This is a genomic window from Glutamicibacter halophytocola (genome assembly GCF_001302565.1).
Taxonomy (GTDB): Bacteria; Actinomycetota; Actinomycetes; order Actinomycetales; family Micrococcaceae; genus Glutamicibacter; species Glutamicibacter halophytocola.
In genome coordinates, this window is record NZ_CP012750.1 from 2,013,663 (window position 1) to 2,032,337 (window position 18,675).

Sequence of the window (18,675 nt, forward strand, 5' to 3'; positions counted from 1 at the left end):
CTAGGCTGGTGCCATGAGCAACGAACCGCGCCGCATGGCCAACACCGCTGAACTTCCCATCGGAAAGCACAATGGGGCGCTGTGGAAATTGGAGCCGGCAGAACGGGGCCTGGATGCCAACGTCATCTCGCTGGCTCCCGGCGAGCAGATCGGGCAGCATCAAGGGCCAGCGCTGGATGTGCTGCTGCATGTCCTCGCCGGCTCGGGGGTGCTGCGCACCGACAGCGGGCAGATCGACCTGGCGGTCGGAGACATCATCTACCTGCCCGCGCACAGCCAGCGCCAGTTCATCGCCGGCGACGGCGGCCTGGGCTATTTCTCGGTGCACCAGCGCAAGAACACCACCGGCCTGATGCCCGCATCCCGCACCAGCTAGCTAGCGTTCTGGGCTGTTCCACACGCCTTTCTCGATGAACCGCTCCAGCTGGCCGGTATACGGCGCCAGGTCCAAGCCCTGCTCCTCGAGCCATTGCTGGTTGTAATAGGTGTTCGCGTAGCGCTCGCCGGAGTCGCAGATCAGCGTGACCACGCTGCCCTGTTCCCCGCGCTGGAGCATTTGGGCGATGATCCCGAAGGCGGCATACAGATTGGTGCCGGTGGAACCGCCAGCGAAGTAGCGCGTGGTGGCCCGCAGGAAATGCATGGCCGCCAACGAGGCAGCGTCGGGAACCTGCACCATGTGATCGATCACCCCGGGCATGAAGGAGGCTTCAACCTTGGGCCGGCCAATGCCTTCGATCCGCGACCCGGTGCCGGTGGCGTACGCCAGGTTGCCGGTCCGCCACCCTTCATAGAAGGAGGAGCCTTCGGGATCGGCGACGCAGATGCGTGTTTCATGCTGCTTGTAGCGGGCGTACCGGCCGAAGGTCGCGCTGGTGCCGCCGGTGCCAGCTCCCACGACAATCCAGCTGGGGATCGGATGCGGCTCGGCGGACATCTGCGCGTACACCGATTCGGCGATATTGTTGTTGCCGCGCCAGTCGGTGGCCCGTTCGGCATAGGTGAACTGGTCCAGATAGTACCCCTGGGATTCTGCGGCCAATTCGCGAGCCGCGGCATCAACCTGCCCGGCCCCGTCGACCAAATGGCAGCGTCCGCCATAGAACTCGATGAGATTAATTTTCTCGGTGCTCGTCGAGGCCGGAACCACGGCGATGAAATCCAGTCCCAGCATCCGGGCGAAGTAGGCCTCGGAGACCGCTGTTGAGCCGCTGGAGGCTTCCACCAAGGTGGTTCCCTCGGTGATCCGCCCGTTCACCAGGCCATAGAGAATCAGCGAGCGGGCCAGCCGGTGCTTGAGCGAACCGGTGGGGTGCACCGATTCATCCTTCAAATACAGTTCGATCCCCCACGAGGCGGGCAGTTCGAAGCGGAGCAGGTGAGTGTCGGCGCTGCGATTCGCGTCGGCGTTGAGCTGGGAAATTGCATGTCGCACCCAAAGATCAGTCATTCTTCCACTGTAGCGGTGGCATCGTGCCAGAACACAGCCGGCGTGATAAATTCAAAATTGTGGAATTAAAGCTGGTTTCTGGTGGTTATGCCGCGCTCATGCTCCTTGGACTAGGCTGGGCCGTTTGGGCGGTGCTCACCGCTCCCGCCCTTGAGGATATTGCCGGCGGCTGGCTAGGCCAGGACGCAACTGCCAGTTCGGTGCCGCTCATCGGGCAGATCCCCTGGCTTGGGTTGATGGCGGCGCTGGGCGCGTATGCAATCTGGCAGGGACTATCGCGCTGGCACATCGAAATACACCGGAAGATCCGCCCCTGGGTCCTGGGCATGGTGCTGCTCAACGCGATGTGGGTCTTGTGCCTGCAACGCGGATTGATCGGCGTGAGCCTGATTGCCGGCCTGGCGCTGCTGGCGGTATTGGCCCGCATTGTGCTGGCCATTGACCGCAGCGTTCTGGTGCAGCACATTGACCGCTGGGTCACCAGGGCGTGCTTCGGGCTCTTCGCCGGCTGGTTGTCGGTCATTATCGTTGCCGAGGCACTGGCCTTCGCCGCAATGCACCATGGCAACCCGGATGCGTTGATGTTCAAGGGGGCCAGCGCGCTGGCGTTGATCCTGCTCGCCCTGTTTTTGTGCGCGGTCACCTTCAAGAACCCGATGGGCATTTATCTGAATGCCGGAGCGCTGTGGGTTCTGGCCTGGATCATTCTTGATCGATACTCGGGACACGACACTTCTCCGGTGTTTGCCACCGTTTGCCTCGTCGCCGCAGCCCTGATGCTGATATGCCTGCTCAGCGCACTGCGCACCCGCATCCGGCGAATCCTGAGTTCTCACTGAGCGCAACGCCGTACGCTTGAGAGCCATCCCCTGTCTGGATAGTGTGGAAGGCGAGGCCCAAAGGTCCATCAGAGAGGAAAACATGTCGAAGACTGCTAAGAGCTTTAAAGAAGTTGAAAAGTCGTTGGCGAAACTCGCCAAGGCTGCCAAGGAAGAGCTGCCCAAGGAAATCCGTGGCGGCTGGACGGAGGCTGTTTCCAGTGTCAATGCTGATGCCATCAGCAAGGCAGGTTCCCACCTGATCGAAAACGTCACCGGAAATTCCAAGGCTGCCCAGCGTGCACGCACCTCTGTGCAGAATGCCGTCCAGACCGCGCAGAAGAATCTGGCGCCGAAGGAGAAGTCCTGCAAGGGAGGCAAGTTCCTGATTGTCTCGCTGATTGTCGCGGCAGTAGCGGCCGTGGTTCTCTCCCAGGCGCAGAAGAAGAACTAGGTTTTCCAGCCCCAGGGCTATGGCCTCAAGGCGTGGCATCCATGGATGCCACGCCTTGAGGCGTTTTTGCGCTATTTTCCCTCCGAGCTATTTGGCTCTGCGTTCACGCGCTGATTTGAATGCCGCGGCCGCACCGAGCAATGCGACCACCAGTCCGACTGGGATCAGCCACAAGCTATCGGCACCGGTATCTGCCAGATTCCCCTCTGGTTCGGCTTGCACAACTTTTTCCGGATCAACGCTGCTTGATTCTCCCGAGGTCGAATCCTGGTCTTCCGTCTCGGGTTCTTGCGCAGGCTGCGACGGCCCAGGCTCTGCTTCATCCTCCGAAGGCGACGGCACTGGCGATGATTCGCTTGGTTCCGGCGTTGGGGCTGGACTATCGGATTCAAGGTCGAAGACGCTTGATGCTTTGCCCAGAGAGGCGAAGACAGTTTCGCCGGTGGCGTCATCTACCGCATCGTTGTCAGTGGCAACATAGACTTCTTCCCCTGCCACGGCCAGGCCTTCAAGCTTCTCCTGGGTCCATCCGCGGGTTGCTTCAAGCACCGGCAAGACATCGAAAGCAAGCTTCTTGTCCACCATGGCTACGCCTGCACCGGCACCCTTGGCTTCACTCCCGGGCAGTTCCACTTGGTATACCGCCTTGTGCTGAGCTGCTGGACCTACCTGGTTGTCACGTTCGATGACAGCATAGGAGCCGTCCGGCAGCGCTGTGATCTCCGAGAGCCCATTCCAGGAATCCTCGGCTGGCTGATCCAACTGGTACCCATACCAGCTAAACGAGCCGGTGGCAGGAAGATATTTGCCAAGGCGGACAAATGACTCGCCCGGGACTTCGCGTTGCAATGCGAAGATCACCTGCTCATCATCACCGCTTCCCCGCACCGCCACGCCCTCCAGGCCTTGCTTCTGAAGCGGCCCGACAACATCTTCCGGCAATGCGACTTCTTCAACCACCGCACCAGAATCATCGATTTTCACCAGCAGGTTCCCAGTTCCCTCGGCTCCTTCATGAGCTGCCCAGAAACCGCCGTCTTCACGTGCAGCCAGACCTTCAAGGTCCAGTTCCACGCTTGCACCGGTGACGGAAATCGAGAGGTCGACGGTTGCCGGCTTGCCAAGGCTGATGCCATAAATCTGTGCCGCATAGGCGTTATCGCTGACCGCATAGAGCTTGCCTGGATCTTTCGGGTCAGGACTCAGCCCGCTGAGCGCCCCAAAGGGGACTAGCGAATTCCGGTTTGATACAAGTTGCGGGAATTGCGCCTCGTCGGCTCCGAAGGAGTAGAGGCTGAGCGCGGAACGCACATCGTCCTCATCGGTTTCAGAAGCAACCGCAAGCAGTCCGCGTTCTGGAATGGGCAGGATCCCTTCTGGCCCGTTGGTACTGGGCAAAATCTGTACATAACGCGGAGACTTTGGATTGGACAGGTCATAGACGGCGACAAAGTTCGCCCGTTCTGCGGCAACAAATCCGTAGTCGACGCCGTTGAACTGTGCAATAGCAAGGCCTTCAGGCTCGACGCCCTTTTTGTCCGCACGGCTTTCGGGGAAGAGGCCCTGGGCTAGCGCGAGTTGCTCAAGGGCATTTCCGGAGTCCCAAACAACCTTTCCCGTGCGTGAATCAAAGATCGAAAAGCCGCGGCTCCCGCCCTTCCAATCGCCTTCATTGGCGGTGGCCAAATAGCGGTCCCGGAGCCAGGCAACAGCATCCGGTTCTCGCGGAACATCGTGCAGAGAACCCTTGGCATCGAGTTGGCCATCGTCGGTCGAGTCGATCCCTTGAAGGTCGACAGTGCCGGTGCTGAAAGCCCGCGTGAGCTTGCCGCTTGGCATGTCGATAAGCACCATGCCGTTGTTTTCTTGGAGGGTTACCGCCAGCTGGTTTTCAGAATTGATGCTCACATACTCTGGCTCCGGGTCCTGTGGGGTGTCCAGGCCGGCTTTTGCCAAGAGCGGCAAGGCTTGGGGATCGCTTGGTGTTCCAGAAGTCAATGGGACTTCGCGCAGATTCCACTCTTCTGGGCTGCCTGACTTGAGATCCAGGATGGCCACGGAACCGGCAGGCGCTTGGGGAAGCCCTCCGTCGCCGGCATCCTCATCGCGTTCGTTCTCAATGGCGATGCCCGCATACGCGCCGCCTTTGGAGATTGCGATGGAATCCGGCTGTCCGGGCAACTCGAAGCTATGCACGAGCGAGCGGTCTGCGATGCGCACAACGTCCACCCGTCCGGAGGGTTCGCTGTAGCTTGCGGAGGTATTGACGACAACAAACACGTACGGCCCGTAGGCTGCAACGCTCGTTGGCTCGTCTTCGGCACTGCCAAGTTGGTGCAATCCCAGAAGTCCCAGGCCTTGAGGTTTCGACGGATCAGAAATGTCGACAAAACCGACACTTCTCGAGAGTGCGTCCGAATAGATCAGGGTATTGCCATCTTCGGAAACGGTGGAAATTTCTGCCGCCGTGGTTCCTTCGGCGCCATCCGGATGGTTTTCGTACACCGGATATGTGGCGACCCGCTCAAAATATTCACTGCTGTCAGCGCTGGCGGGGGTGCTAATGCTGGCGGCTAGGATCGCAGCCGCGACTAATCCAATACTTTTACCTGCAGCGCGATGCACCGGCTTCTCCCTTATGAAGTTCTAGCTGTTTCCTCCCAAGATTCTCAGTAGCGGGCTAATTGCTGATGAACGAAAAGCGGACACCGGCAGGACGGTACATGTCGAATGGTTCCGCTCCTCACATTTAGTTGCATCGCTTCAACTAAAAGCGCAGACTCACAATGAAACTTCAATTTTCAAGGAGATTAACATGCAACTGACAAATACAACCGTGCTGGGCACTGGGGTTCTCGGTTCACAGATCCTCTTCCAAACCGCCTACCACGGGCTGCCAGCCATTGGCTTCGACATCAGCGATGAAGCCCTTCACGCAGCCTCCGGACGCCTCGATGCACTGGTAGCCGAATATGCCTCGTTTTTTGGCGACCCTGCCAAGGCCCAAGCGGCTCGGGAATCAATCCAGCTGACCACAGACCTGGCCCAAGCCGTCAAAGGCGCAGACCTGGTCATCGAAGCTGTTCCGGAAAACTTGGAAATCAAGGAACAGACTTACCAAAAGCTGGCCGCGCTCGCTCCTCAGCACACGATCTTTGCGACCAATTCCTCAACATTGCTGCCCTCGGACATCGCGCCGTTCACCGGCCGGCCTGAAAAATTCTTGGCATTGCACTACGCCAACAACATCTGGAAGAACAACACCGGCGAAGTCATGGGCACAGCCAGCACCAGCGCTGAAGCCTACGAGGCTGTGGTCGATTTTGCAGAACGCACCGGGCTGGTCCCCATCCGTGTGCTCAAGGAACAACCAGGCTATGTGCTCAATTCGCTGCTCGTTCCATTCCTGGAGTCCGCCAGCCACCTATTGGTCAACGAAGTTGCCGACGCCGCCACCATCGACACGACCTGGAAACTGGGTACTGGCGCCCCTTACGGACCCTTTGAAATCTACGACATCGTTGGATTGAATACCGCCTATCACATCTCCAGCCATGGAGATGAAACCAGCAAGAAGTTCGCCGAGCTGTTGAAAAACGAATACATCGATCACGGCAAACTTGGCGTAGCCACGGGCGAAGGATTCTACAAGTACAACTGACCTGCACGCACCGCCCGGCAGAACACGACCCTGCCCCTCGGATAGGATGGTTCGGTGGCTCATATTGACGTGACTGACATCCAGTATTTCCTCTCCGACGGCACCCAGCTGCTGGGCGGTGTCACCTTTAAGGTTTCCGCAGGAACCAAGACAGCCTTGATAGGGCCCAACGGCACGGGTAAAACCACGCTGTTCAAAATCATCGCGGGTGACCTCAAGGCCGACGAAGGCTCGATCAACCGCACCGGCTCGCTGGGGATCATGCGCCAGTTTGTCGGCCAGGTGCGCGACGAGACAACGGTCAAGGAACTCCTGCTTTCCACCGCAGCTCCCGCGCTGGCCAAAGCAGCGGAAAAGGTGGCCAAGTACGAGGAGCTGATGCTCACCAGCGAGGACGAAAAAGTCCACATGCGCTACGCCGAAGCCATTATCGAATGGGGCGACGCCGGCGGATACGAGCTGGAAACCACCTGGGACAAGGTCTGCATGGCAGCTCTCGGCGTGGAATTCGACGCCGCTTCGCATCGCCTGGCCCGAACCTTATCCGGCGGCGAGCAAAAGCGCCTCGTTCTCGAGGCGCTCTTCGAAGGCAACGATGACCTGCTGCTGCTCGATGAACCGGACAACTATCTTGATGTCCCCGGAAAGCGCTGGCTCGAAGAGAAGATGCGCAACTCCCCCAAAACGGTGCTGTTCATCAGCCACGACCGTGAACTTCTGAATAATGCCGCGACCCGCATCGTCACCCTGGAACCAGGGCATGGCGGAGCTACGGCTTGGATCCATGGCGGCTCATTTGGCAGCTATGTTGAAGCCCGGCAAGAACGCAACGAACGCTTCGAGGAACTGCGCAAGCGCTGGGACGAAGAGCATGCCAAGCTCAAGGAACTGGTCAACATGTACAAGACCAAGGCCGCCTTCCGCTCAGACATGGCCAATCGATACCATGCGGCCACCACCCGCTTGGAAAAGTTCTTGGAGGCTGGTCCTCCACAGGCAATTCCGCTGGAACAGAATGTGAATATGCGGCTCAAGGGAGGACGCACAGCCAAACGCGCCGTGGTGGCGGAAAAGCTTGAACTCACCGACCTGATGAAGCCCTTCTCCGCCGAGATTTGGTTTGGCGACCGGGTGGGGGTTCTGGGCTCCAACGGTTCTGGCAAGTCCCACTTCCTGCGCTTGCTTGCCAGCGGCGGCAGCGACCCGGAGCGCGAGCACTTGCCAGTTTCGGACATCGTGATCGACAAGGTTGAACACGAGGGCACAGTTAAACTCGGCGCAAGGATCAGACCAGGCTATTTCGCTCAAACCCACACGCGCCCGGACCTTTTTGGCCGGACGCTGCTTGAGATTTTGCATCGCGGCGATGAGCATCGCTCCGGTTTGCCTCGTGAGGCCGCGGCCGGCGCTTTGGACGGCTACGGGCTGGCGGGACAGTCCGAGCAGAAGTTCGAGTCGCTCTCCGGTGGACAACAGGCCCGCTTCCAAATTCTCCTGCTGCAGCTCTCCGGGGCGACCTTGCTGCTCCTGGACGAGCCGACCGACAACTTGGACTTGCACTCCGGCGAAGCCCTTGAACGAGCCATCAATGCATTTGAAGGAACGGTTCTAGCGGTCACCCACGACCGCTGGTTTGCCAAGAGCTTCGACCGGTTCCTGGTCTTCGGTTCGGACGGCAAGGTCTACGAATCAGCAGAACCGGTATGGGACGAGACCCGCGTAGTGCGCAAGCGCTAGGCTACAAGGTCGAGTCAAAGGCGGCCCTGGCCGCCGATCAAGAGCACCAAGGTGTCGTTGATCGGCGGCCAGGGCTTTTTGCGCCTCGCTGCAACGCCGGGTGAGTGCACCGCCGGCTAGTGCACCCACGGCTAGTGCTCGGGGTGCAGCACCGAGTGCGGCGCCTGCAGCTGATGCAGCAATTGATGAATTCCCGGGTGCACTAGCCGCCAGCGCCGGTACTTCCCATCCCGCTCCACTTGAATGACGCCAGCGCGATGAAGCGTCGAAAGGGCCTGGGTGACCGTATTCGGCGACAGGCCGGCCGCTTCAGCCAGCTGGGTGACAGACGAGCCGGGCGCGGCATGCATCGCTATGAGAAGCCTGATGCGCGTTTCATCAGCGCACAGGGAAAATACCTCAATCCACTCGGGAATCGTTGCCTGAACCTTTGAGAGCGCCTCGGAACCTATTTTTTCCAGTTCTATCTCAGCCACTGTTCTCCGCTCCTGTTCTGATGGGAAAACATCGGGTCACACAGACATCTGTCTGAACGAACACATGTATTCTGAGAACATCAAGCACCCCACCTTTTCCGAAAGGACCCATGCACCGTGCGCCAGCCGATTTCCCGGGCCACAGCGATTCTCCTACCCATCGTAATTGTCTGCAGCGGGTGCCAGGTAGCCAGCACGGACGCATCGGTCCATTCCAGCGTAAATTTGCTCACCCCGGCGCTGCCGTCCACGCTCAATCCGCTGGCGGGTTTTGATAACAACGGCATCGGGAAAATCAATGAATCCCTCTTCACCCTCCAAGGCGAGCCGGATGCCTTGCCTGGGATCGTGCCGCTGCTCGCACAAGACGAGCCCTCGATTTCCGCAGACGGGCTCATCTGGGACATCACCTTGCGAGAAGGGATCGAATTCAGCGATGGAACGCCATTTGACCCGGCTGATGTCGTTGCGAGCTACCGGGCCATCAAGGAGCCGCGCACCGCTTCTCCCCTAGCCGGAACCCTGGAAAACCTCGCGACCGTGGAGGCTCATGGACCAGATGGCGTCCGCTTCATTCTGCACGAGCCACAGGTGTCCTTCAAGACTTCTCTGCTCATCGGCATCGCCCCGTCCGAAAAAATCCAGGAGCGGACACCTGTCAGCGAGTCATCGCTGAACCGCGAGCCCATAGGCACCGGCCCCTACGTGCTTGAAAGCTTCGACAGCTCGTCCCTGGTGCTAAGCGCTAATGAAAACTACCGGGATGGAGCCCCTGCGGTCCGGAAAGTCTCCTACACCGAATCCGCCGACGACAATACACGCACACAAGTGATGGCGGGATCTGACTACACCGGCACCGTCTTGCCTGCTCGCCTCGCAGCCGGATTTGCGCAGCGCGAGGGCCTTGAGGTGGTGACCGCTACCAGTGCTGACTGGCGTGGCATTTCACTGCCTTCCGATCACCCGCTAACCAAGGACCCCAAGGTCCGGCTGGCACTGAACCTTGCGATAGACCGCGACGAGATCGTTGCTGGCGTATTGGCCGGTGCCGGGCGCCCTGCGTACACGTTCATTCCCCCAGAATACGGAAAGTACTACAATTCGCAGGCCGTTTTCGAGCATGATCCGATGCGCGCCCAGCAACTGCTTGATGAAGCCGGGTGGACCGTAGCGGCCGATGGAGTGCGCAGCAAAAACGGAGAACGCGCGGAATTCACCCTGCTCTACAACCCCGGCGATACGCTCCGCCGGGACTTGTCGCTGGCCCTCGCTGCGCAATTAGAAGCATATGGAATCAAAGTTATTGTTAATCCTGCAACCTTTGATCAGGCGGAACCCCGAGTGGGCAAGGATGCGATCATGCTTGGCGGTGGCGATACGCCATACGACGTGGATACCCAGCTGTATAAAATGCTGCACTCGAGCTACCCCGATGCCGGCGCTTACTACGACAATCCAAGCCACTACTCCAACAAGCTGATGGATCAGGCGCTGCATACCGGACGCATCAGCACGGACCCGAAAACCAGAGCCAGCGCCTACCAAAAAGTGCAGGAACTCTACATCGAAGATCCCTCCATGCTGCTCATAGCCTTTGTGGATCACAGCTATGTCCAGCGCAGCAACGTCCACCAGCGGTGGAACACGACCGGAACACTGCTCGAGCCCCACGAACACGGAACTGCCTGGGGCCCATGGGCGCAAATTGGACAGTGGACCAACAAGTGAAAGCGCGCTTCGCAGCACACCGCTGGAATCTGGTTGGCACGCTGCTGATCCGCCGCATGCTCGTCGCGCTACCGGCAACTGCCGCCCTCACAGCGGTGGTCTTTGCACTGGCCGGCATTGCGCCATTCAACCCCTTGGCCAGCTACCTCGGTTCAAGCTACGCCCACACCAGCCTGGACCTGCGCGACCAATTGCGCGCGGAACTTGGCTTTGACCAATCCTGGCTCCAGGTTTGGACCCATTGGATCTCCCATGCCCTGCAAGGGGATTTTGGAGTCTCCGTAATAGCTGCGCGACCGGTCACGCAGGTGCTGGCCGAGCGTATTCCCCTGACAGCGCTGCTCACCGCAACAGGACTGCTTACGGCGATCCTGGCTGCCTTGCTCTTGTCCCTCGGCGCCGCCAAATACCGTCATGGGATCCTTGACCGTCTCGCCCAAGCTGTCGCCCAGCTCGCTCAGTCTGTACCGGTATTTGTGGTGGCCTTGCTGGCAATCGCAATGATTGCCCTCCCCCTGGGCTGGCCCACGGGAGGCATCGCAGCAGCTGGCACGAGGCCAACTCCCGGTTCAGTCATGGTCCATCTCATTCTGCCCGCCAGCGTCCTGGCCTTCAGCTTGCTGCCGTGGCTGCTGCTGAATCTTCGGGCATCGCTAATTGAAGCGCTGGATTCCGATGCGGTTCTCGCAGCCCGCGGCAGAGGAGCATCGCAAATACTGCTGAAGGAAGCGCTGCCGCAAGCTTTGCTGCCCTTCATCACCGTCATCGGATCCCGATTAGGAGAGCTCATAACCGGCGCTCTCATCATTGAGACGATTTTCGCCTGGCCTGGAATTGCTTCGGCTGTCATCGATTCGGCCATCGCGGGCGACTTTGCCCTGCTAGCGGCCGTGACGGCTTGCTCAGCCCTTGCCGTATTCGCTGGCAATGCCCTGGCCGACGCAGCATATCTGATCGCTGATGCCCGGGTGGCCCATGCGTAATTTCCGTGTCTCGATGCCGGCCGCTCTGTTGTGCGCAGGACTGCTCGCCTATGCCTTTCTTGTTCCCGCCCTAAACCCAAACGCGGTTGGCGCTGTGGACCTTTCCGCCGTCTACCAGCGTCCTGGTCCAACGCGCATATTCGGCACGGATCAGCTGGGACGCGACTTGTGGGTACGCACTGCTGCCGCGCTGCGGGTTTCCTTGCTAATGGCCCTGGGCTCGGCCACCTTCGCAACGCTCATGGGAATCATTGCCGCAACGATTGCGGCCACCTCCGGAAAATTCGTGGATGGTGTCATCAGCCGTGCAATTGACGGCCTCAACGCGATTCCGCACCTGCTTCTATCTGTGGTGATCCTGGCGCTTTGGCCCGGACAGATTTGGGCGATAATCATCTCCATCGGGCTGACCCACTGGACACAGGTGGCCCGAGTACTGCGCGCCAAGCTGCTCTCAGAACGAGAAAACGGCTATGTCAGGCTCAGCGCAGCGTCCGGGGCCAGTTCGCTGGCCATATGGAGAACCCACCTTATTCCTGCCATTTTGCCGCAAGCTGGAATCGCCTTCGCACTGCAGGTGCCACACGCGATGTGGCATGAATCAGCCCTGTCTTTCCTTGGCGTGGGGCTTCCCGCTCAGGCCGCCTCGCTCGGATTGCTTCTAGAGGATGCGCGCAGCGGAATCCTCGCCGGTGCCTGGTGGTTGCTGATTTTCCCGTCCACCGTGCTGATCACTGCCTGTTGGGCGGTTGCCCAATTGGCCCAACAAGATCATGGCCGCCGTTCTCCTTCTCGCAGGCGGCCTGGGAAAGCGCTCAAAGCGCACAGCTCCAGCCCTGAATTTGGGCCAACGCCTACTCAAGGATTCAGCGCTCGCTCAACGGTGCGGGCCGGTGAACAACTACTGGTCAGGCAGGTAGAAATCAGCGCAGAGCCTGGAACCATCACTGTTCTGATGGGAACTTCCGGAGCAGGCAAAACCCTGTTCCTGCGCTCGATTGCCGGGCTGTTGCCAGATTTGTTGGAGGCATCATCGACGGTGGCGCTCAATGGGCGATCAGGCTCCAACGCCAGGACTGGAAAATTCCTGGGCAGCGATCTGGTCTTCATTCCCGGTTCGGCAGCCACGGCGCTTAATCCGGTGCATACGATTCGCAAGGCTCTCACGCGGGCTTTTCGAGAACATTCGCGACAGGCCTCCGACGGGAACCTTGAGGCCTACTGGCGGCAATTTGGATTGGACGCCCACCTCCTGGATCGCTACCCGCATCAGTTGTCGGGCGGACAAGCTCAGCGTGCATTGCTGGCGCTCGGGCTAGCCGGTGATCCAGCATGCGTTGTGCTCGACGAGCCAACAAGCGCCCTGGATGAGGATACCCGGCTGATCGTTGCGCAGATCCTGCGGAAAACAGCCGATGCGGGCGCCATCGTTCTAATGGTTACCCACGACTTTGACTTGGCAGAGCAATTGGCCGGAGTCATCCACACCATGGAGGATGGCCAATTGATTTCCACAAAGGTGCCTATCAACCACCGGGAGGTCATCACATGACCTTGAGAATGGAATCGATAGAGCTGAGTCTGGCAGGGCGCCAGATTCTTCCGCCAACAAGCCTCATAGTTCCTGCGGGCCACATAATGGGCCTGACTGCTCCTTCGGGGGCGGGCAAGACCAGCTTGCTCTCAATTGCATCACTGTTACAGCGCCCAGATGCGGGCTGCATCATCATCGACGGGATTCCCATCGCCGCAGAGCTTGCCACGTCGAAAATCCCTGTGGCAGTCCGCAGAAACATCGGCATGCTGCCCCAGAATCCTAGAAATTTTTCGGATCCACGACTGACGCTGGCAGAAACAATCACCGCGCCCTTGGCTTTCCGAGATGGCAAATCCCGGCCTGTTCCGCAACGCTATCAAGACCAATTGCTTCGCTTGACCGATCAGGTGCAACTGTCCAAAACCCTGTTGGGCCGATTTCCGTCCCAAGTTTCTGATGGACAGCTGCAGCGCGCCTTGATGGCCCGGGCCTTGAGCCTGGATCCAAAGCTTATTCTCTGCGACGAGCCAACTTCTGCCCTGGATCCAACTACTACCAACGCCATATTGAGCGTATTGCGCACCAAGGCGGCCGAAGGGGCTGCGGTGCTGATCGCTTCCCACGATCGGAATTCGTTGACTCGATACTGCGATGTGGTGCTCCCCCTAGCCGACCTGCATCAAGCTTCTATTTGCTAGTACTTGCGCAATTCAACGGGCGCCTGGGCGCGCAACCGGCCGCGCAATTCATTAACGATGCACGTCAATACGGCGGCAGCCGACTCCGTCGACGTGCCCAAGGTACGCACCGAAAGACCGGCTGCAGCGGTCATGGAAACCCCCACATGGACCGGTTCGCCTTGTTGCGCCGCTACGGCATAGGCCTGAACGCGCAAGTCATCAACCAAGGCGGCATCGATGCGGGAATCTACGGCCAAGAGCATCCCGACGTGGCTGAATCCCTGCAAATAGAGCAAGGATTCCACTTCTTGGTCATCCGGCTGAACCAGGAGATTATCAAGCACCGCCAAGCAACCGCCGATATGCACTTCGGTCCGCAAGCGGATCCGCTGATATTTGAAGGGCTGGCCATCAGGGCTCCAGCCCGGAGTGATGATTTCGCATATCACCAAAGAACTGGACTCGTGCATGTGCACGATCGTTTCCTGGCGATAGCTGGCGTCGCGATAGGCAATTAATTGATCCGGCAGATACTCCAGCACAGCGTCTTCAGCCAACTCGATGTTCAGCTGTGACTTCGCTTCACCCTGCGGCGTTCGATAGATCTTTGTCGCAGATTGAGTCGTTAGCAGCAGGCTCGCTGAGGAGCCAACGCCAATGCCTATGCGATACCTGTCCGCGCCGAGGTAGCCGCCACCTGGATTGACTACCGAGTAGCAAACCTGCGCAGTGCTATCGAGGTAATGCGGGCGAAGCACCCGCAACGCCCCCTGATGATACTGGCGAGTGGCTATATCCTTGCCTGCCCTGCGTTCAATGTGCAGATCAAGTTCGCCAGTTAGCCGTTGCCCAACCACTATGCAAGATCCGTCATCAGCACATCGTGCTTGAGCCATGCAATCACTTTCTGCAGGCCGTCATCGGTCTTCAGGTTCGTGAAGCAAAACGGCTTATCTCCACGGAACTGCTTGGAGTCTGACTCCATAATCGACAAATCTGCGCCAACATAGGGTGCCAAATCAGTCTTGTTGATAATGAACAGATCAGACTTGATCATTCCTTGCCCGGCCTTGCGCGGGATCTTCTCCCCCTGCGCCACATCGATGATGTAGATGGAAAAATCCACCAGCTCGGGCGAGAACGTGGCCGAGAGGTTATCACCACCCGACTCGACAAAAATAACCTGCAAGTCTTCGTGCTTGGCGATGAGGTCTTCGATTGCCGCTTCGTTCATCGAGGTGTCTTCGCGGATGGCGGTATGGGGGCATCCGCCAGTTTCAATGCCGACAATTCTGTCCAATGGCAGGACCCCATTGGCAGCCAAGATCTTGGCATCTTCAATCGTGTAGATGTCATTTGTAATTGCTGCCATGGAAATCTCGCCATCCAAGGCGCGTGTGATCCGCTCAATGAGCTGGGTCTTGCCGGCTCCTACTGGGCCGCCGATGCCAATGCGAATTGGTTCCATTTTAATATTCCTCGAATCAGTTGGGACCGCAGAAACGGCCGGGGTGAATAATCAGGACATGAACATGCGGGCCCGCTGGTGCTCATGGCGCATCTGCGCTATTTCCAAGCCGGGCGTGGCCACGCCCAGGTCCTGATCATCCAGCGTGAAAATTTTGGCAACCGCAGCGTTGACAGTCTCGTGCATCTGCCGGATGACACGCTGGCCCGCATCCTGTCCAAGCGGAATGGCGCGGATGGCGTTTTGAGTCAAGCTTGTCGCGGTGGAAAACAAATAGCTGCTCAGCGCGTCGGCAAGCGGCGCACCGGCGCCGCGTGCAGCCAGGGCATAGGCAATGGCCGGATGCCCGGTGCCGGTTCCTGCCTGGACGGCTTGCTGATAGCTGCGCAGTGGTGGCACGGGAAAACCGGCCAATGCCACGGCTAGCATTCGGGCACCCATCTTCTGTGCCGCAATTCGCAGTTGGCGGGGCAAAGCCGACGCATGAATCAGCCGGTCCAGTTCGATAATGCGCTGGTCGTTGTCAGCTTCGAATGCAAGGCGCAGCAGCAGCCCATCGGTGTAGGTCAACGATTGCTCCAAAAACAGGCGCAGCCAGTGGGCAAAACTCGCTTCGTCATGCACTTGCCCAGTTTCCAAATAGGATTCCATCCCGAAAGAATGGCTGAAGGCTCCCGTAGGCAGTGCCGAGTCAGAGAGTTGCAGCAGGGTGAGCAGGTGACCGGAGCTAGTGGGTGTGTTCTGCATGTCGGAATGGAACGGGCATGATGCGTTCCTGCCGCTCGTAGCGTGCATGATGATGCTTGAGGAAGTCCTCTACGGTGTGGTCGTACTGCACCACCATCACTTCAGCACCATATTCGGATTCGCGGTCAAAAAATTGCGCTTGCAGATGCCGGTTGCCCAACGAGTGGGCAATGAAACCCATATCAAAGATCGACTCCGGTGCTATGACCAGCACATCCGTGGGCAATACCGACACCGTAATGAGTTCCGAATCGGTAATGAGCAGAATATCGCCGTCGCGCAGGTCCGGTCCCGGCGCTAAGCGCAGGCCCAATTCCCGTCCATGATCAGTGCTCACCCGTTGGATTCGCTTGACCAGGTCTGCGCTGGGCAGGATCACTTTTTCGTGATGCCGGCCGTCGAGCAGTCCGCTGCCATCCTCGTGGATATTTCCCACGAGTTTTTCAATAATCATTGTTCTCCTTCACAAAAACTTTTCCCTCAGCGGCTAGAACAAGAAGTAGCGCTGCGTCATGGGCAATTGCGTCGATGGCTCGCATGTTGCCAATTCTCCGTCGACAAAAACTTCGTAGGTCTGCGCGTCAACCTTGATCTCTGGGGTGTTCCCGTTGAGTTTCAAATCCGCCTTAGTTAGACCGCGAATGCCGTGGCAGGGTCGGATGACTTTGCGCAGGCCAAGGCGTTGCGGGACTCCATCTTCAATGGCTGCTTGGGACATGAAGGTGATCGAGCTTTCATAGACGGCACTGCCCATCGAGCCGAAGCTAGGTCGCAACGTGCGTGGCTGCGGTGTTGGGATGGACCCATTGGAGTCCCCCATAATCGACTGGACAATCAGCCCGCCCTTGATAATCAAATCTGGCTTGACGCCAAAGAAGGCCGGATCCCACAGCACGAGGTCGGCAAACTTGCCTTCCTCGATGCTTCCAATCGAGTCAGCGATGCCGTGGGCAATGGCCGGATTGATGGTGTATTTCGCAACATAGCGCTTCAGGCGCTCGTTATCGCCCACTTCTGGGTCGCCGGGCAGCTTTCCGCGTTGGCGTTTCATCGCATCGGCTACTTGCCAGGTTCGCAGCACCACTTCCCCGACCCGGCCCATGGCCTGGGAATCGGAAGAAGTAATGGAAAAGACGCCCATGTCGTGCAAGACGTCTTCGGCGGCAATCGTCTCAGGACGAATGCGCGAGTCGGCAAAAGCGACATCTTCTGGAATATCGGGGTTCAGGTGGTGGCAGACCATCAGCATGTCCAGATGCTCGTCCACCGTATTGCTCGTGTAGGGCAATGTCGGGTTGGTCGAGGCGGGGATAACGTTGGGCAAGCCGGCCATGCGAATGATGTCCGGGGCATGCCCTCCGCCAGCACCCTCAGTGTGGAAGGTGTGAATGACTCGTCCAGCGATGGCTTCGATGGTGTCTTCCACGAAACCGCATTCGTTCAGGGTATCGGTGTGGATTGCCACTTGCACGTCGTATTTGTCGGCCACCTTCAATGAGGTGTCGATGGATGACGTGGTCGCGCCCCAGTCTTCATGAATTTTCAGGCCGATAGCACCAGCGCGGATTTGCTCGACTAGCGGCGCTTCGTCGCTGGCGTGGCCCTTGCCCAGGAACCCGATATTCATTGGCAGGTTCTCGACTGCTTGCAGCATTCGCGAGATGTTCCATGGCCCCGGGGTCAGGCTGGTTGCCTTGGTTCCCTCGGCTGGTCCGGTTCCACCGCCAATCATGGTGGTGGTGCCGTTGGCAAGCGCGGTCTCGACCTGGCCTGGCGAGACGAAGTGGATGTGGGTATCGATGGCACCCGCAGTCAGGATCTTGTGCTCGCCGGCGATAATCTCGGTTGCGGCCCCGATAGTGATGTCAATACCGTCGGATATGTCCGGGTTGCCGGCCTTGCCAATCTTGAAGATATGGCCATCTCGCAGTGCGACGTCTGCTTTGTAGATGCCGGAATAGTCCAGCACGACGACGTTCGTGATGACGGTGTCCGGGATCTGCTGGTCCCTGGTCAACCGGCCGTTTTGCCCCATGCCGTCGCGAATGACTTTTCCACCGCCGAAGACTACTTCTTCTCCATAAGTGGTGTAATCGTGTTCAATTTCCAACAGCAGTTCGGTGTCGGCCAACCGGATGGCATCGCCAATTGTCGGACCATACATTTCCGAGTACTGCTTGCGGGACATTTCGAAGCTCATGCTTAGCGCTCCTGATCGTTCATGGATGTGCTGTCCAGTGGACCGGCAACGTGATTGCGAAAACCGTGAACCTGGCGGGCGCCTGAAAATTCCACGAGATTTACGGTGCGCGCATCTCCCGGTTCAAATCGGACAGCGGTTCCTGCTGGAATGTCCAGGCGGAATCCCCTGGCGGAGTCGCGATCAAATACGAGCTGCGCGTTGACCTCGGCAAAATGAAAGTGAGATCCGACCTGCACTGGCCGGTCGCCGCGATTTACGAGTTTGAGCTCAAGCGTTTTCTGCGTCTGGTTGCAAGCAATGGGCTCGCCTCGAAGAATGTACTCTCCCGGAATCATTGTCCGTGCCTTTCGTTTCCGCCTGGTCTAGCGAATGGGATTGTGGACCGTGACAAGTTTGGTCCCGTCCGGAAAAGTCGCTTCAACCTGGACGTCATGGATCATTTCCGCAATACCGTCCATTACGTCTTCGCGGCGCAGAATAGTGGTGCCATAACTCATCAGTTCTGCCACGGAACGACCATCGCGTGCGCCTTCGATCAGTTCATAGGTAATGACGGCAATGGACTCCGGGTAGTTCAGCTTCAGTCCCCGTGATTGGCGGCGGCGTGCTAGATCCGCAGCCACGACGATCATGAGCTTTTCTTGCTCCCTCGGCGTTAAATGCATTGACATATTCCCCATTCAAGAGTTGCTTAGAGGTTCCACATTTGTACTCAGAAACGGCCAGAATACGC

At 58.6% G+C, this 18,675-nt stretch carries 19 protein-coding genes; 9 read left to right on the forward strand and 10 right to left on the reverse strand.

Features of this window, described 5'->3' with window-relative positions:
- The first annotated feature begins 13 nt into the window (after positions 1-13).
- Positions 14-376: a cupin domain-containing protein gene (locus AOZ07_RS09255; protein ID WP_060701738.1), complete on the forward strand. Its 363-nt coding sequence runs from the start codon at positions 14-16 to the stop codon at positions 374-376.
- Here AOZ07_RS09255 and AOZ07_RS09260 read toward each other — a convergent pair whose 3' ends face one another.
- Positions 377-1,450, reverse strand: coding sequence for a PLP-dependent cysteine synthase family protein (locus tag AOZ07_RS09260; RefSeq protein ID WP_060701739.1), 1,074 nt, complete (start codon positions 1,448-1,450; stop codon positions 377-379).
- 98 nt (positions 1,451-1,548) lie between these two features.
- On the opposite strand from AOZ07_RS09260, the gene AOZ07_RS09265 reads away from it, so the two are divergent.
- On the forward strand, positions 1,549-2,289 hold the full coding sequence (locus tag AOZ07_RS09265; RefSeq protein ID WP_060701740.1) for a hypothetical protein: 741 nt from the start codon (positions 1,549-1,551) through the stop codon (positions 2,287-2,289).
- A gap of 82 nt (positions 2,290-2,371) precedes the next feature.
- On the forward strand, positions 2,372-2,722 hold the full coding sequence (locus AOZ07_RS09270) for a hypothetical protein (RefSeq protein ID WP_060701741.1): 351 nt from the start codon (positions 2,372-2,374) through the stop codon (positions 2,720-2,722).
- 87 nt (positions 2,723-2,809) lie between these two features.
- Here AOZ07_RS09270 and AOZ07_RS09275 read toward each other — a convergent pair whose 3' ends face one another.
- The gene (locus AOZ07_RS09275; protein WP_236995158.1) at positions 2,810-5,227 is read right to left on the reverse strand and encodes an esterase-like activity of phytase family protein; all 2,418 of its coding nucleotides are present in this window, start codon (positions 5,225-5,227) and stop codon (positions 2,810-2,812) included.
- A gap of 310 nt (positions 5,228-5,537) precedes the next feature.
- Here AOZ07_RS09275 and AOZ07_RS09280 point away from each other — a divergent pair, with 310 nt between their 5' ends.
- Both AOZ07_RS09280 and AOZ07_RS09285 read left to right on the forward strand, forming a co-directional pair.
- Positions 5,538-6,383 (forward strand): 3-hydroxyacyl-CoA dehydrogenase, encoded by an 846-nt coding sequence (locus AOZ07_RS09280; RefSeq protein WP_060701743.1) that lies wholly within the window; start codon positions 5,538-5,540, stop codon positions 6,381-6,383.
- A 54-nt stretch (positions 6,384-6,437) separates the two neighbouring features.
- Positions 6,438-8,120, forward strand: a complete 1,683-nt coding sequence (locus tag AOZ07_RS09285; RefSeq protein ID WP_060701744.1) for an ABC-F family ATP-binding cassette domain-containing protein — start codon at positions 6,438-6,440, stop codon at positions 8,118-8,120.
- A gap of 131 nt (positions 8,121-8,251) precedes the next feature.
- On the opposite strand, the gene AOZ07_RS09290 is transcribed toward AOZ07_RS09285, so the two are convergent.
- Entirely contained in the window at positions 8,252-8,596 is a 345-nt protein-coding gene (locus tag AOZ07_RS09290) for an ArsR/SmtB family transcription factor (RefSeq protein ID WP_060701745.1), read from the reverse strand.
- 117 nt (positions 8,597-8,713) lie between these two features.
- Here AOZ07_RS09290 and AOZ07_RS09295 point away from each other — a divergent pair, with 117 nt between their 5' ends.
- The 4 genes from AOZ07_RS09295 to AOZ07_RS09310 are packed head-to-tail and all read left to right on the forward strand — an operon-like array spanning position 8,714 to position 13,542.
- The gene (locus AOZ07_RS09295; protein WP_060701746.1) at positions 8,714-10,324 is read left to right on the forward strand and encodes an ABC transporter substrate-binding protein; all 1,611 of its coding nucleotides are present in this window, start codon (positions 8,714-8,716) and stop codon (positions 10,322-10,324) included.
- On the forward strand, positions 10,309-11,307 hold the full coding sequence (locus AOZ07_RS09300) for an ABC transporter permease (RefSeq protein ID WP_060701747.1): 999 nt from the start codon (positions 10,309-10,311) through the stop codon (positions 11,305-11,307). Before AOZ07_RS09295 ends, AOZ07_RS09300 begins: the two co-directional genes overlap by 16 nt.
- Positions 11,300-12,859 (forward strand): ABC transporter permease subunit, encoded by a 1,560-nt coding sequence (locus tag AOZ07_RS09305; RefSeq protein ID WP_194943632.1) that lies wholly within the window; start codon positions 11,300-11,302, stop codon positions 12,857-12,859. The genes AOZ07_RS09300 and AOZ07_RS09305 overlap by 8 nt, the downstream gene beginning before the upstream one ends.
- A gap of 8 nt (positions 12,860-12,867) precedes the next feature.
- The gene (locus AOZ07_RS09310) at positions 12,868-13,542 is read left to right on the forward strand and encodes an ATP-binding cassette domain-containing protein (RefSeq protein WP_257720405.1); all 675 of its coding nucleotides are present in this window, start codon (positions 12,868-12,870) and stop codon (positions 13,540-13,542) included.
- On the opposite strand, the gene AOZ07_RS09315 is transcribed toward AOZ07_RS09310, so the two are convergent.
- From AOZ07_RS09315 to AOZ07_RS09345, 7 genes are all read right to left on the reverse strand, one after another.
- Positions 13,539-14,420 carry an urease accessory protein UreD gene (locus AOZ07_RS09315; RefSeq protein ID WP_075972467.1) on the reverse strand — a complete coding sequence of 294 codons (882 nt, stop codon included), beginning with the start codon at positions 14,418-14,420 and terminating at the stop codon, positions 13,539-13,541. The two genes, AOZ07_RS09310 and AOZ07_RS09315, sit on opposite strands and share 4 nt — an antisense overlap.
- A complete protein-coding gene (ureG, locus tag AOZ07_RS09320) occupies positions 14,381-14,992 on the reverse strand; it encodes an urease accessory protein UreG (RefSeq protein WP_060701750.1) in 612 nt (203 codons plus the stop codon). Before ureG ends, AOZ07_RS09315 begins: the two co-directional genes overlap by 40 nt.
- Before the next feature lie 51 nt (positions 14,993-15,043).
- Positions 15,044-15,643, reverse strand: coding sequence for an urease accessory protein UreF (locus tag AOZ07_RS09325; protein ID WP_335334205.1), 600 nt, complete (start codon positions 15,641-15,643; stop codon positions 15,044-15,046).
- Positions 15,644-15,719: 76 nt separating this feature from the next.
- Positions 15,720-16,193 (reverse strand): urease accessory protein UreE, encoded by a 474-nt coding sequence (gene ureE / locus AOZ07_RS09330; protein WP_060701752.1) that lies wholly within the window; start codon positions 16,191-16,193, stop codon positions 15,720-15,722.
- 33 nt (positions 16,194-16,226) lie between these two features.
- Complete coding sequence (gene ureC, locus AOZ07_RS09335) at positions 16,227-17,939, reverse strand: urease subunit alpha (protein ID WP_060701753.1); 1,713 nt, start codon at positions 17,937-17,939, stop codon at positions 16,227-16,229.
- Positions 17,940-17,941: 2 nt separating this feature from the next.
- A complete protein-coding gene (locus AOZ07_RS09340; protein ID WP_060701754.1) occupies positions 17,942-18,277 on the reverse strand; it encodes an urease subunit beta in 336 nt (111 codons plus the stop codon).
- Between the two features lie 27 nt (positions 18,278-18,304).
- On the reverse strand, positions 18,305-18,607 hold the full coding sequence (locus tag AOZ07_RS09345; protein WP_060703395.1) for an urease subunit gamma: 303 nt from the start codon (positions 18,605-18,607) through the stop codon (positions 18,305-18,307).
- Positions 18,608-18,675: the final 68 nt, after the last annotated feature.